Source organism: Autumnicola musiva (assembly GCF_031846585.1).
GTDB lineage: Bacteria > Bacteroidota > Bacteroidia > Flavobacteriales > Flavobacteriaceae > Autumnicola > Autumnicola musiva.
The window spans coordinates 26,080-40,074 of the sequence record NZ_JAVRHK010000002.1 but is presented as its reverse complement, the minus strand read 5'-3'; the positions used below and the strand labels follow the sequence as shown (position 1 = coordinate 40,074).

At 37.8% G+C, this 13,995-nt stretch carries 10 protein-coding genes and 4 pseudogenes; 9 read left to right on the top strand and 5 right to left on the bottom strand.

Features of this window, described 5'->3' with window-relative positions:
- Positions 1-4: 4 nt before the first annotated feature.
- Both arsS and RM539_RS02495 read right to left on the bottom strand, forming a co-directional pair.
- A complete protein-coding gene (gene arsS / locus RM539_RS02500; protein ID WP_311501923.1) occupies positions 5-1,063 on the bottom strand; it encodes an arsenosugar biosynthesis radical SAM (seleno)protein ArsS in 1,059 nt (352 codons plus the stop codon).
- Between the two features lie 101 nt (positions 1,064-1,164).
- Positions 1,165-1,500 carry an arsenosugar biosynthesis-associated peroxidase-like protein gene (locus RM539_RS02495; RefSeq protein ID WP_143411608.1) on the bottom strand — a complete coding sequence of 112 codons (336 nt, stop codon included), beginning with the start codon at positions 1,498-1,500 and terminating at the stop codon, positions 1,165-1,167.
- Between the two features lie 658 nt (positions 1,501-2,158).
- Between RM539_RS02495 and RM539_RS02490 the strand changes: the two genes are divergently transcribed.
- From RM539_RS02490 to RM539_RS20055, 3 genes and pseudogenes are all read left to right on the top strand, one after another.
- Entirely contained in the window at positions 2,159-3,178 is a 1,020-nt protein-coding gene (locus tag RM539_RS02490; RefSeq protein ID WP_311501922.1) for a helix-turn-helix domain-containing protein, read from the top strand.
- 29 nt (positions 3,179-3,207) lie between these two features.
- Positions 3,208-3,467, top strand: a pseudogene (locus RM539_RS02485) (transposase); the annotation flags it as partial.
- Positions 3,467-3,615: pseudogene (locus tag RM539_RS20055) on the top strand (transposase); the annotation flags it as partial. The pseudogenes RM539_RS02485 and RM539_RS20055, both read left to right, overlap by 1 nt.
- A 103-nt stretch (positions 3,616-3,718) precedes the next feature.
- Here the strand turns inward: RM539_RS20055 and RM539_RS02480 are convergent.
- Positions 3,719-4,432 carry a LytR/AlgR family response regulator transcription factor gene (locus RM539_RS02480; RefSeq protein ID WP_311501920.1) on the bottom strand — a complete coding sequence of 238 codons (714 nt, stop codon included), beginning with the start codon at positions 4,430-4,432 and terminating at the stop codon, positions 3,719-3,721.
- Complete coding sequence (locus RM539_RS02475; RefSeq protein WP_311501919.1) at positions 4,429-5,517, bottom strand: sensor histidine kinase; 1,089 nt, start codon at positions 5,515-5,517, stop codon at positions 4,429-4,431. The genes RM539_RS02480 and RM539_RS02475 overlap by 4 nt, the downstream gene beginning before the upstream one ends.
- Before the next feature lie 139 nt (positions 5,518-5,656).
- Here RM539_RS02475 and RM539_RS02470 point away from each other — a divergent pair, with 139 nt between their 5' ends.
- From RM539_RS02470 to RM539_RS02450, 5 genes and pseudogenes are all read left to right on the top strand, one after another.
- A complete protein-coding gene (locus RM539_RS02470) occupies positions 5,657-7,879 on the top strand; it encodes a GH92 family glycosyl hydrolase (RefSeq protein WP_311501918.1) in 2,223 nt (740 codons plus the stop codon).
- Positions 7,879-9,771, top strand: coding sequence for a sodium:solute symporter family protein (locus RM539_RS02465; protein ID WP_311501917.1), 1,893 nt, complete (start codon positions 7,879-7,881; stop codon positions 9,769-9,771). Before RM539_RS02470 ends, RM539_RS02465 begins: the two co-directional genes overlap by 1 nt.
- Positions 9,743-10,709, top strand: a pseudogene (locus RM539_RS02460) (glycoside hydrolase family 130 protein). Before RM539_RS02465 ends, RM539_RS02460 begins: the two are co-directional and overlap by 29 nt.
- On the top strand, positions 10,710-10,964 hold the full coding sequence (locus RM539_RS02455; protein ID WP_311501916.1) for a hypothetical protein: 255 nt from the start codon (positions 10,710-10,712) through the stop codon (positions 10,962-10,964).
- 233 nt (positions 10,965-11,197) lie between these two features.
- Positions 11,198-11,833, top strand: a pseudogene (locus RM539_RS02450) (methyltransferase domain-containing protein); the annotation flags it as partial.
- 53 nt (positions 11,834-11,886) lie between these two features.
- Here the strand turns inward: RM539_RS02450 and RM539_RS02445 are convergent.
- Positions 11,887-12,594, bottom strand: coding sequence for a DUF547 domain-containing protein (locus RM539_RS02445; protein ID WP_311501915.1), 708 nt, complete (start codon positions 12,592-12,594; stop codon positions 11,887-11,889).
- Positions 12,595-12,693: 99 nt separating this feature from the next.
- Here RM539_RS02445 and RM539_RS02440 point away from each other — a divergent pair, with 99 nt between their 5' ends.
- Positions 12,694-13,986 (top strand): NAD(P)/FAD-dependent oxidoreductase, encoded by a 1,293-nt coding sequence (locus RM539_RS02440; RefSeq protein ID WP_311501914.1) that lies wholly within the window; start codon positions 12,694-12,696, stop codon positions 13,984-13,986.
- Positions 13,987-13,995 lie beyond the last annotated feature (9 nt).

The window sequence follows — 13,995 nt, the reverse complement described above, 5'->3', positions numbered from 1 at the left end:
TAAGTTATTTTGTGACGCTTCCCTGGCAGCTGCTGCCTGCACCTGCGGTGCAACCATAACAATGTTGTGAAATTATAATTTTCCTGTTGTTAAGAACATCTTCATTATAATCGCTAATATGCTTTACCTTGCTGTTTACCTTAAGTTCCAACATCTGGTTAAAATCACAGTCATAAAGCCAGCCGTCCCAACTTACCGAAATGGTGTTGGTGCACATAACATTCTCCACAGCCGCGGGATTATATGCTTCAACCAGGGCATACATATAATCTTCATAATTTTCAGAAGCAATAAGATACTCCAGAAAGCGGCTTATGGGAAGATTGGTAATGGCGAAAAGATTATCGAAATCTATATTGAAATCTTCTTTTAATGCTTTTTTAAAGTCACGTTGCATAGCCTCCTGATTGGTTGGAAGGAATGCTCCGGAAGGATTGTAAACCAAATCAAGTTTTAAACCGGTGCCTTCTTTAGCGTATCCAACGTCATTGAGCATTTGAAGTGCTCTTATAGACTTATCAAACACTCCGCTGCCGCGCTGTTTATCTGTTTTTTCCCGTTTATAAAAAGGGAGGGAAGAAACAACATGAACATTATGTTTCCTGAAAAAATCGGGGAGGTCATGATATTTTTTATTGGCTAGTATAATGGTAAGATTAGACCTTACAATAAAATCATTTACACCGGCTTTGGCAGCTTCTTCCACAAACCAGCGAAAATCCGGGTGCATCTCGGGTGCGCCGCCTGTCAAATCTAAAGTATGGGCACCTGTGGTTTTTATCACTTCCAGGCATTGCTGCATGGTTTCCATCGTCATGATTTCCTTCCTGTCCGGCCCGGCATCTACATGGCAATGCGAGCATACCTGATTGCACATGTAGCCAAGGTTAATCTGGAGAATTTCAAGTTTTTTTGGTTTGAAGGGAAAATTGCCTGTTTCTGCAATTTTATCTTTAAACCGTGGTAATTCTCCTTCTTCAAACAGGCCATCATTTAAAAATTCCAGCTGGTTGGCAGCACTGGATAATTTATCTTTTCTTGCTTTAAGTGACTTTATGGACATAGAGAAAATTCAATAAACGCAAAATCTTCTGATCTAAGGGAAGAGTAAATCAGAAGTAAACGTAATTTTATAGAAGTTTAGACGAACAGCTTCAGGTGAAATTACATACTTAATTTTTTGTACTTATTCATCATTTGTACACCGTGTACCAAAGTGGCGCCACTTTCTATAGCCGCTCCTGCATGTACAGCTTCCATCATTTCTTCTTTGGTAATGCCTCTCTGAAGTCCGTCTTTGGTATAGGCATCAATACAATAAGGACATTTTACCACGTGGCTCACGGCAAGGGCGATTAAAGATTTTTCCCTGGCGGAAAGGGCTCCCTCTTCAAAAACTTTTCCGTAATAGTCAAAGAACTTATTTCCCAGTTCTTCACTCCATTCTGTAATTTCTCCGAATTTTCGCAAATCGGCTGGATCGTAATAATTTTTAGACATAATATTTTATTTAAATATAACAGTTTGAACTCGACTCCCCATAAGGATTGAATAAATGAAATGCTAAAATAAAAGAAAATAAAAATTAAGATTTCCAGGAAACCAATTAAAATTCATCAACAATAGTTAAAGAATCTTGATAAATTTGGGGAAGTTGGAGAAAATTGTATAAATTGAAGATCAGGTATATTTATAAAATATAATCTACTCTAAAAAGGATTACTATTCCTGTTAACTCTGTGAATTTTTCTTAGAAGGAAAAAGGAAATTATAAGTACAATCAGGATTTCGAGGCCAAGTAAAATTAAGAATAATGTCATATTTCTCGGGAGGTTAAAAAAGACAAAATGTGCGAAGTTCAGCCTTTGAATTATTGAGCAAATTTCTATGTTTTTATCCATTTTAATTACTGTTATTAGTTTAATTATTACTGTAAACAATGGTTATATGATGTTTCCGTGCCACATTAACAACGGGTTCTAACGTTTTTCAAACGACTGTTACCTGTATTGCCATAATATCTACAGTGTATATGTTGGAATTATTGGCAAATATTAATTTTACTACAACCTTGGTTTAAGCAGGGAGATTTTAAAAATTGTTGAATTAGATCAGACCCTTTGCGGGTGAATATAAGTGGCTGATGAAGCCCCACAATATGAGAATAGACGTTAAGACCTTACCAGTAAAGGAAATAATTTATGACATTGCAGAATCCTTAAATGCTTCTATAACAGATGGGAGTGGAGAATTAACAGTGAATCTTCCGGAAGATATAGGAGAAGGTTATATAAGAGGTGCAAATTTTGACTCCGGCATAGGAATTATTACCTATAATTGTAAGTTTTTTCAGGATGTGGAGATTGGCTTTATTTTAAATACCGTACATCCCTTAAAATTTATTTTTTGTTCAGAAGGTAGGGTAGGTCATTCTTTTCAGGACGCCCATAAAATCAATACTATTGATACTTATCAGAATATTATAGTTTCAAGTAGCGGCTACAATGGCCATTCCCTGCATTTTAAAGCTAATGAGTCCACTTATGTTTCCAGCCTGGAAATAATAAGGTCGGTTTTTACTCACAGGTCTAATTATGATTTCAAGGATCTGAACCCCACCTTGAAAGAACTTTTTATAGATGAAGTTTCTGAAAGGCAATTTTTCTATCAGGGTAATTACAGTATTAAAGCTGCCGATTTAATGGATGAAATAAATCGTAAGGACCTTACCGGGTTTTTGAGGTCTTTGTTTCTTGAGGGTAAAGCTTTTGAAATGTTGGTTATCCAGATTTCCCAATATCAGGATGATGAGGATGAAGACAGGCTACCTCAAATCTTAAGAAAATCAGACATTCAAAAAGTAGATTATGTGGCTAAAAGAATTCAGGGGGATCTTGGAAGTAATCTTACAGTGGAATCGCTGGCCAAAGAAGCAGGCACAAATGTCAACAAACTACAGGAAGGCTTTAAATATGTATATGATCTTACTGTTAATAAATACATGCAGCATATTAAACTGGAGGCAGCTAAAGGGATGCTGATTAATTCAGACAGGAATATTTCTGAAATTGTAGTGGCTATAGGGCTTAACAACCGTAGTTATTTCTCTAAAATCTTCAAAGAAAAGTACGGAGTGAATCCGAAGTATTTTTTAAAAACAAGAAGAAAGCAAGATTAAAAATTTTATTTTAGAGTACTATCTCATAAATTGAGTTTTTGAAGCAGTTCAAAAGCGGAGACGAACTCAACGGCTTTTTGAAACAATTCAAAAAGCGAGGTATCGAAAAGATGCTTGAAGGTGAACTCGATGGCCATCTGGGCTATAATAAAAACTACAAGTTCGATAACCTTAGTGCTCGTTATGGTTTTGGTCAGAAAATGGTACAAACGTCCTTCGGGGAATCACAGATCCAGGTTCCCAGGGATCGCAATGCTCTTCCTTTAATCCCATGATGGTCCCCAAACGACCACTAACCTTATCGAGAACCTCAATGGGAAAATCAGGAAGTAAACCAAAAATAAATTATCCTTCCAACAGATGAGGCCGTTATGAAGTCTTTATATTTGGCTACAAGGGAAGCTACTAAAAAGTGGTTAATGCCCATCAGGAATTGAGGTATCATTTTAAATCAGTTCCTAACAATCTATGAAAAAGGGTCAAACTTTAAAAAAGTCCACCCCCTGTTATTTAAACTTTATACACTTTGTGGGATAGTGTCTATTTTAGAATGGCCTCCTTAAATTTACTAAGATAACTCCGACCAATTACATATCTGAAACCTGCAATTTCTACGCTGCTACCTTCTATGGCCTGTACTTTGGAAATGGCAATAGTGTAGCTGCGGTGTATACGAATAAACCTGTCTTGAGGGAGCGAATCGGTAAAGCTGCTCAAGGTCTGGTGAACTATATATTTCCCGGTAAGGGTGACAATTTTTATATAATCTTTCAAACTTTCTACTACCAGTATCTCTTCCAGATAGATCTTCTTCATGAGCTTTTTATCAATCTTTATAAAGATGTGCTCTGCTTCTGTTTGTGTTTGTGTTTGTGTTTTTGAAGAAACATGAATAGAATTTTGACTTTTGGCTTTGTTTATTGCCTTAACAAACCTAGGGAAAGAAACTGGTTTTACCAGATAATCTAAAATTTCCATTTCGTATCCTTTTACAGCATATTCTTCATGCGCGGTGGTAATAATTACATCGGGTTTTTTCTTCAGACTTTCTAAAAAGCTGTACCCGTCCAACATGGGCATATTAATGTCCAGAAAAATCAGATCTATTTCCTCATGTTCCTGAATATATTGTATACTCTCCACAGCATTGTTAAAAGTAGACTTCAGGGTTAATTCGTTCATCTGTTCGATAAAATTCTTTATAACCTTAATAGCCAGAGGTTCATCATCAATTATTACGCACGTAAGGCTCATCTTAATTTTATTTTTAGAAAAATTTGAAAAAGATTATCCTTTTCGAAAATTTTCAAATCGTATTCATTTTGGGAATAACCTAATTCCAGTCTCTTTCTCACGTTAGAAATCCCTATGCCACCATTATTATTATCTTTAAGCATTCGCTTACTTTTGGATTTAGTAATGGGATTAGTAATATCAAAATATAGAAATTCTTCTTCAATTTTAATGTTAATATTCACAAAAACTTCACCAATATTTGCATTTATCCCGTGTTTAAAGGCATTTTCCACAAAAGGAATTAATAGCATGGGAGCAACTTTTTTCCCAATTATACCTCCTGAGATTTCCATTTTTATGTCAAGATTTTCACCATGCCTAATGCGTTCAAGATCCAGGTAGTTTTGTATACAAAGAATCTCCTTTTCAAGGCTTTGTTGCTTATTTTTGGTCTCATATAATAAATAGCGCATTAACTCAGATAATTTCAAAATAACATCCGGAGCTTTTTCAGATTTTTCCAAGCTAAGCGAATAAATATTGTTCAAAGTATTAAAAAAGAAATGAGGTGAAATCTGGGAGCGTAAAAAGCGGAGTTCAGTTTCTAATTTTGATTGTTCCAGTTTTGCGGCTTTCCTGTTTGTTGAAAGATAATCAATCGTAATTTTTATAGAGGTTACAAAAGAAATCACATAAAGCTCCCCCAACATCATCTGGATCATGTAATTAACCGTAAGGTTATTGGTTTCGGGACCTTCAGGCCATACATTATTGTTAATTAAGAAATAGGTGAGCTCAAATTTTACAATTACCAGACAAAAAATGAGCAGAAATAGCGATGTGGAAAAAAGTATATAAAATTTTTTGTAAATAAACTTCGGAATAAGGAAATAGATGGTTACATAGCATAGAAACATGTGTATGGGAAAACCAAGCATATTTCCTTTTAGTGATAAAATATAATCTTCATAATAGCTCCCCCAACGTAGCGTGTTTATCAAAAAATATATGCTCCAGAAAATAACGTGGTGGCTGGGTTTAATCTCATAGTTTACAATTTTCGGAAAGGACAGGAAGTTTTTTCTGAATTTATGCGTTGCCAATTTTTTAGTTTTCTTAACTATTAAGTTGTTTGTCTTTTCAGGAATGTTATTGGTCTAATAACTTTTTATTTATTGAGAAATATATAAATATTTAGCATATAAGTGGCACTAAGTCGGCTATAATTCGAAAAATCAACTTATGATAAGAAGATATTGCACATTTCTAAGCCTGGTACTTTTCTTAATATCATTTAAAAAGGCAGAGCAGGAAAATGTACAGGGTTTCCCAAAGAAACAAAAATCAGCAATATATGTAGATCCATTTATCGGCACCGGCGGTCATGGGCATACATTCCCGGGGACAAGCCGCCCATTTGGGATGTTGCAGTTAAGTCCGGATAATGGCTTAAGCGGGTGGGACTGGTGCTCCGGTTATCACTATTCAGATTCCCTGGTGGCAGGTTTTAGTCATTCACACCTTTCCGGTACCAGGATTGGTGATCTTGCCGATATTCTGCTTATGCCGGTAAATAAAAAAATAGATCTTACCACGCAGGTAAAAGAAAGAAATGATATTCCCTACCTCTCCGGTTATTCCCGTAATAATGAAACAGCACGGCCTGGTTATTATCAATTATATCTGCAGGATTTTGATGTGAATGTTGAATTAACCGCTACTACAAGACCGGGATATCATCATTATACTTTTCGAGAGGGAGAAAGGCAGTCTGTAATTATCGATTTTGGTTTTGCTATAAACTGGGATAATTCCACCCAAACTTCTATTAAGATAGAAGATGAAAATACAATCACAGGATACCGCCATAGTACAGGCTGGGCCAAAAACCAAAAGGTGTTTTTTGTGGCAAAATTTCCCAGGCCAATTACTGAATCTGAATTATATTCAGCAGGAGAAGCGGTTTCCGGATCCCAGGTAAGCAATAACAAAACTTCAGCACAGCTATATTTCAGGAAAGAAAATAAAGAACTTCAGGTAGCGGTGGCTCTTTCTTCAGTGAGCCTGAAAAACGCGAAAGAAAACCTGGATAGTGATGCAAACTTCGACTTTGAAAATATTAAAACTAAATCCAATCGAGTATGGGAAAAAGCACTTTCTGATATTATTGTGGAAACTCCGGTTGATTCTTTGAAAACCATTTTTTATACCCTCCTGTATCACTCAAATTTATCTCCGGTTACTTTCAGTGATAAAAACGGGGAATTCCGCTTGCAAAACGATAGTATCGCTAAAGCCGGTGGGATAACCTATTCAACTTTGTCTCTTTGGGATACATTTAGAGCTGAAAATCCACTTCTCACCATTACCGACCCCGGAAGGACTTCAGACATCATCAATTCCATGCTCGCCTATTATGAAGAAAGCGGCTCTCTGCCGGTTTGGACGCTCTATGGAAATGAAACCAATACCATGACCGGCTACCATTCAATTCCTGTTATTGCTGAAGCCTATTTTAAAGGAATAAAAGGTTTTGATGCAGAAAAAGCATACGAGGCGATGAAGAATACTATGATGCAGGACCAGCGAAGCCTGAAGGAATATAAAAAAAATGGATATGTACCTTATGATTTTGGAAACAAATCAGTGGCCCAAATGGCCAAAGCACTGTGTGAAGAAGAAGATTACCAATATTTTTTGAAAAGGTTTGAAGGCTACAAAAAACATTTTGATCCTGAAACCGGCTTTATGCGCGGAAAATCTTCTGATGGAAACTGGCATACCCCTTTTGATCCAAAGCATTCTCAACACCGGGTTAATACCGATTATACAGAAGGTAATGCCTGGCAACATAGTTGGTTTGTGTTACATCAACCGGAAGGCTTAATTGAATTTCATGGCGGGGAAGAGCCATTTACTGAAAAGTTAGAACAGCTTTTTAATGAAAGTTCAGAGATTACTGGAGAGCATACTTCTGCAGATACTTCAGGTCTCATAGGCCAGTATGCCCATGGAAATGAGCCTAGCCACCATATCGCTTATTTATTTAATAAAGCAGGTAAACCCTGGCTTACCCCATATTACGTTCATAAAATTTTAAATACGCAGTACAACACTTCTCCAAATGGATTAAGCGGGAACGAAGATGCAGGGCAAATGTCTGCCTGGTATGTCTTCAGTGCTATGGGTTTATATCCTTTTAATCCCGCTGGTGCAAGCTATGAGATTGGTAGCCCGATTTTTCAAAAATCAACAATTAATCTGGAAAACGAGACACAGTGTACTATAGAGGCTGAAAATGTCTCTCCTGAAAATTTCTATATCCAGTCGGCCAAATTGAATGGTGAGGAGTTTAACCAAACTTCAATAAGCCATAAGCAAATTTTAGAAGGAGGGAAATTGGAATTAACGATGGGCAGTGAACCTAACAAGAATTGGGGCGTGGCCAAAAACAATCAGGATTAATGCATATAGTAGATGTAATCATAATTGTACTTTATATTTTATTAACGCTTGGTGTTGGGGTTTGGGTATCGAAAAAAGCGAGCAGAGGCCTGGATTCTTATTTTCTAGGAGGTAAAACTATAAAATGGTATTACCTGGGCCTTAGTAACGGCTCGGGGATGTTCGATGTATCGGGTACCGCCTGGATGGTGGGTATACTTTTTCTCTATGGGGTAAAGAGTTTTATGTTTATGTGGATGTGGCCGGTTTTCAACCAGGTTTTTGTTATGATGTTTCTGGCGGTATGGATTAGGCGCTCCAGGGTGATGACGGGGTCTGAATGGATACTAACCCGTTTTGGCGACGGTAAGGCAGGCCGGGCGTCGCATTTAATTGTGGCAATATTCGCCGTGGTTGCTTCCATCGGTTTTATCGCGTATTTCTTTGAAGGCGCCGGTAAATTTTTGACGGTAATTCTCCCCTGGGATTTAAGCTTAAATCTGGCCGGGGCAAATTTGTTTACTTCTGAACAGATTTATGCCTTGTTAATTATATTTTTCACCACGATCTATACCATTAAAGGCGGAATGTTTTCTGTAGTGACTACTGAAGTATTGCAATACGGTATTATGGTAGTTGCAGGGATTTTAGTTGCAGGGTATACGTTCATGGCTTTTACCGATGTTGAGGTAAACAATGTGATACCTGAAGAATGGAAAAATGTCTTCTTCGGAAATGAGCTTACCGGATTCTGGTCCGGGGATTATCAGGAATTTAACCATCTTATAGATACTCAGGGTTATAAGATGTTCAGTGCTTTTATAGGGATGACGATCTTTAAAGGTTTTTTCTCCAGTGTAGCCGGTCCCACTCCCGGGTACGATATGCAGCGTATCCTTTCTACCCGAAGCGTAAAAGAGGCCGCGTATATGAGCGGATTTACCAATCTGGTACTTTTTATTCCTCGTTACCTGCTTATTGCCGGCATCGTGTTGCTGGGATTATTCTTTATAGCCCCGCAAATGGTGGAAAGCGGTGCTGTAACCGGGAATGATCTTGAGGTGATACTGCCTAAAGTGATTAATAACCAGGTGCCTGTTGGGATCAAAGGCTTATTGCTGGCCGGTTTGCTCGCGGCATTTATGTCAACTTTTTCAGCCTTTGTAAATGCCGGGCCCGCTTATATTGTCAACGATATTTATAAAAAATACCTTAAACCAGTAGCTTCTGATGAGCATTATGTAAAAGCCAGCCACATTGCCTCCTTTGCGGTGGTAATTCTTGGTGTGGTAATGGGCTTTTTTGCAGATTCAATTAACTCCATAACCTTGTGGATTACTAGTTCCCTTTACGGTGGTTATGTTGCAGCAAATTTCCTGAAATGGATCTGGTGGCGTTTTAATGGCTGGGGCTATTTTTGGGGGATGCTGGCAGGATTAATTGTGGCGACACTACAATTTATTTTAGATCAGAACAAAGCAAATCTGGAAGTTGATACTCTTTTACATGAACTTGCAGAAATACCTGCCATTTACCTGTTTCCAATTATCCTGGTCTGCTCCATTCTGGGGTCTTTACTGGGAACATTTTTCACCCAACCAACAGATATGGTCACCCTAAAATCTTTTTACAAAAATGTGCATCCATGGGGTTGGTGGAAACCGGTAAGGGAAAATTTAAAAGATGAAAAAGTAGAAAAAAACGACCAATTTTGGCTGGATATGTTCAACTGTATTGTTGGAATAGTCTGGCAGTCCAGTATGATTTTATTACCGATATTTTTGGTGGTGCGGGATTATGGCAAAATGTGGATCACGCTTGCCGTATTTTTAATAATCTCGTTAATTTTAAAATTCACCTGGCTGGATAAAGTAAAATTTAAAGATGATGAAGAACATACCATGGCAGGATAAACATCAAAAATCCAAAGATGTATTATGGCGTCATGACCAGAATCCTATTATAGATCGATATGCCATTCCCATATCCAACAGTATTTTTAATAGTGCCGTAGTGCCTTTCGAAGATGGTTTTGCCGGCGTTTTTAGATTTGATAACAAAGCGGTGCAAATGAATATTTTTGCCGGTTTTAGTAAAGACGGTATAAACTGGAATATTGAATATAAGCCAATAAATTTTCAGGCGGGAAACACCCAAACTATAGATTTCGAATATAAGTACGATCCTTGGGTAACTTTTATTGAAAACCGCTACTGGATTACCTGGTGCAATGGCTATCATGGTCCAACCATTGGCATTGGCTAAACTTTTGATTTTAAGGAATTCTTCCAGTGCGAAAATGCATTCTCGCCTTTTAACAGGAACGACGTTTTATTTCCGGAGAAAATAAATGGAAAATATGCGATGCTGAGTCGTACCTGTGTTAATGCCCACACGGCTTTTGGGGATATTTATATTGTTATAGTCCAGATATGAAGTACTGGGGAGAACATCGCTCTGTAATAAAAGTTGCACCGTTTGAAGATAGTGCCTGGCAATGTACCAAAGTTGGTGCAGGCCCAATCCCAATTCTTAAAGATGAAGGTTGGCTGATGTTCTACCATGGAGTAATTGCCACCCGCAATGGGTTTAGGTACTCTATTGGTGCGGCAATTCTTGAAGAACATGAACCTGATAAAGTAAAATACAGGTCGCAGCCATATCTTATGCCGCCGGCTGAGCTTTATGAAATTACCGGGGATGTGCCCAATGTTCTTTTTCCATGCGCTGCCCTCCATTCTTATGAAGAAGATAAATTAGTGTTCCATTATGGTGCGGCAGATACGGTGACCGGTGTCGCCTTGGAAGGATAAGCGAGATCCTTGATTTTGTAAAAAATAATAGTCTTTAGGTGAAATCCTTTTTATTCATTCTTGGTTCGCTTTTTTTTCTGAATGCTGTTGTGCAAGAAACTCCCCATGTTTATGTGACGAATAAAACTTTAGAAGTAATTACTATAGATGGTAAAGCTGAAGAGAAGCTGGAAGAAGCAAAATGGACTGCAGATTTTATAGGTATTGAAGGAGATAAAACCCATAATTATAGAACCAATGCAAGGCAAGAATGCTTTGGGATGAGGAGTATTTTTATATCTTTGCAAAATTAGAATAACCTCATACCTGGGCCACATTAAAGCAATGGGATACCATATTTATGACAACGATTTTGAAGTTTTCATCGATCCTGATGGGGATGCCAAAAGTATATTGAAATTCAAAATGAATGCTTTAAATCCTGTTTGGGATTTGTGTTGACCGAAGCCTATCGAGAAGGAGGAAATAAGATTGACAGCTGAGATATCACCGGAATTAAATCTGCCTTAAATATAAACGGAACGCTGAATGGTTTAAGAGTAGCTATGTAGATCTCAAACAAGGAGATGCCCTGGATTTGCCTGTGGAAGATAATTCTGTTGATGTTGCCGCCCAAAACTGTCTTTTTAATATTTTTAAAACTGAAGATCTTACTAAAGCGCTTAAAGAAATGTACCGTGTTCTGAAACCTCACGGAAGGCTGGTAATGAGCGATCCTATTTGTGAACAACAGATGAATGAAGTATTGCGAAATGACGAACAACTCCGGGCTTTATGTTTAAGCGGTTCTCTTCCCCTGGAGGAATATGTAAAAGCACTCACTGATGTAGGCTTTGGAACTATTGAAATAAGGGCGAGGAAACCATACCGCATCCTTGATCCAAAACATTATCCCACAGAAGAATTAATTTATATCGAATCTGTTGAAGTGGCCGCCATTAAAGATCCCATGCCTGAGGATGGCCCCTGCATTTTTACCGGAAAAGCTGCTATTTATTATGGAAATGAAGGCTATTTTGATGACAAAAAAGGCCACGTTCTTTTACAGAATCAGCCGCTGGCAGTCTGTGACAAAACAGTCAAAGCATTAGCTGATTTGGGAAGAGATGATATTTTTATAAGCGAATCTACTTTCCACTACGATGGTGGTGGCTGTTGCTGAACTACATGAAACAGTAATAAAACTGCTAAAATTTGCAAAAAGACAATGTTCCCTTATAGCGCATTGAGGTTCCAGTTGTAGTCATAAAATCCGGTCTTTGTTCCTGAAGGAATTTTATTTTCCCGGTATTGATTCACATACTGCAGCAGGCTTTTTCCGTTTTGGGTAAAATCTTCTTTGTACCATTTAAGAATTTCCGAAAACAGTATTGTATCATTTTCAATTTTGATGAATTGTGGATCATTCAGGGCATCTTTGGTTTGTCGTTCCAGTTGCTCATTTAGGTTTTCGGGTATATAAGCCCTGGAATATAAAGGCGGACAGCTTTTTGCTGCGCAAACCAAGACAAAATGAAATCTTTCTTCAGAAGGAAACCTGCCAAAAAGATTTTCATGCTCTATTTCATCCAAAGTGACCGATTTCTGCCCCAAACTGTGTTTCTCTTCATCAAAAAAGCCTTTAATATCGAGAGGTGATTTAACCGGATACCTGTCTACAATTCCATCTATAACCGCAAGATTATAGGCATTAATCCAGAAGGCTTTATAAATATCTTCATTTTCAGGAGTTGGATTAAAGCTTTTAGCCAGGTTTAATAACTCCTGCAATTCGTTGCGATTCTGCTTAATTTCAGCGTAATTTACCTTACCGTTCTCTACATAGGATCGGAAAAAATCATCTGCTTTATCAAAGAATTCCGCATTACTTTGTGCAGAAAGAAATGCAGAGAAAAAGAATATCAAAAAGGTAAAATGCTTCATCTGAATTTAATTTTAAGTTTGAGAAGAAATTTTCGTCTAAGCCTTCACCAAATAAGTGACACCAATATCTTTCCAAACCCTCTAAAACTATAAAAAATTATGGAGCACATTGTTATTATTGGGAATGGAATTTCGGGAATTACAGCGTCGAGACATATCCGGAAGAATTCGGATAAAAAAATCACCGTGATTTCTGATGAAAGCGAATATTTTTTTTCACGCACCGCCCTCATGTATGTTTATATGGGCCACATGAAATGGGAACATCTAAAACCTTATGAAGATTGGTTCTGGAAAAAAAACAGGATTGAACTGAAGTATGGCAGGGTGGAAAAAATAGATTTTGAAGCTAAAAAATTATTATTTGCCGTTGGTGATCCGCTGGTTTACGATAAACTCATCATCGCTACGGGTTCTGTCTATAATAAATTTGGTTGGGAAGGGCAGGATTTAGATGGAGTACAGGGTTTGGTTACCAAACAGGACCTTCAGCTTCTGGAAGAAAATACGGCCAGTTGCCGGCATGCCATAGTGGTAGGCGGTGGTTTAATTGCCGTGGAACTGGCAGAAATGCTCCGAACCAGGAACATTGAAGTTACAATTCTGGTAAGGGAAAAAGTATTTTGGGGAAATGTTTTACCTCATGCAGATGCAAAAATGATTTCTGACCACATTAAATCCCACGGAGTTGAAATACTGAATGAAACTGAATTGGATAAAATACTTTCTGATAAAAATGATAAAGTTCGCGCAGTAATCACAAAAAGCGGGGAAGAAATCGCCTGCCAATTGGTGGGATTATGTACGGGGGTGCGGCCAAATGTAGATTTTTTAAGAAAAACCAAACTGGAATTAGACAAAGGAATCCTTGTTAATAATTATCTTCAAACAAATATTCCAGATGTTTACGCTATTGGCGACTGTGCACAACAGCGCGAGGTTATAGGCCAGCGAAAACCGGTGGAAGCGGTGTGGTACACCGGCAGGATGATGGGAGAAGCTGTGGCGCAAACTTTAACTGGCAGGAAAATGAAATATAATCCCGGTAACTGGTTTAACAGCGCCAAATTTTTTGACATTGAATACCAGACCTACGGCTGGGTTTGGGCACGGCCAAAAGCTAATGAGCAACATTTTCACTGGCAGCATAAAGATGGCACAAAAGCCATTACTATTTCGTTTAATACTGAAAATACTAGGTTTAATGGCATTAATACCTTTGGGCTTCGCATGCGCCACGAGATTTTTGACCTTTGGTTGAACGAGGGGCGAACAATAAATCATGTCCTGGCAAATTTACGGGAAGCCAATTTTGACCCGGAATTTTATGACCGACATGAAAAGGAGATTTTCATGAGTTTTAAAAATGATTTTGTAAACGAGGAAAATTAGTTGATTAAT

What these genes read in the sequence shown, in the direction of transcription:
- arsS (WP_311501923.1), bottom strand. Translation starts at nt 1,063, where the DNA reads ATGTCCATAAAGTCACTTAAAGCAAGAAAAGATAAATTATCCAGTGCT.
- RM539_RS02495 (WP_143411608.1), bottom strand. Translation starts at nt 1,500, where the DNA reads ATGTCTAAAAATTATTACGATCCAGCCGATTTGCGAAAATTCGGAGAA.
- RM539_RS02490 (WP_311501922.1), top strand. Translation starts at nt 2,159, where the DNA reads ATGAGAATAGACGTTAAGACCTTACCAGTAAAGGAAATAATTTATGAC.
- RM539_RS02480 (WP_311501920.1), bottom strand. Translation starts at nt 4,432, where the DNA reads ATGAGCCTTACGTGCGTAATAATTGATGATGAACCTCTGGCTATTAAG.
- RM539_RS02470 (WP_311501918.1), top strand. Translation starts at nt 5,657, where the DNA reads ATGATAAGAAGATATTGCACATTTCTAAGCCTGGTACTTTTCTTAATA.
- RM539_RS02465 (WP_311501917.1), top strand. Translation starts at nt 7,879, where the DNA reads ATGCATATAGTAGATGTAATCATAATTGTACTTTATATTTTATTAACG.
- RM539_RS02445 (WP_311501915.1), bottom strand. Translation starts at nt 12,594, where the DNA reads ATGAAGCATTTTACCTTTTTGATATTCTTTTTCTCTGCATTTCTTTCT.
- RM539_RS02440 (WP_311501914.1), top strand. Translation starts at nt 12,694, where the DNA reads ATGGAGCACATTGTTATTATTGGGAATGGAATTTCGGGAATTACAGCG.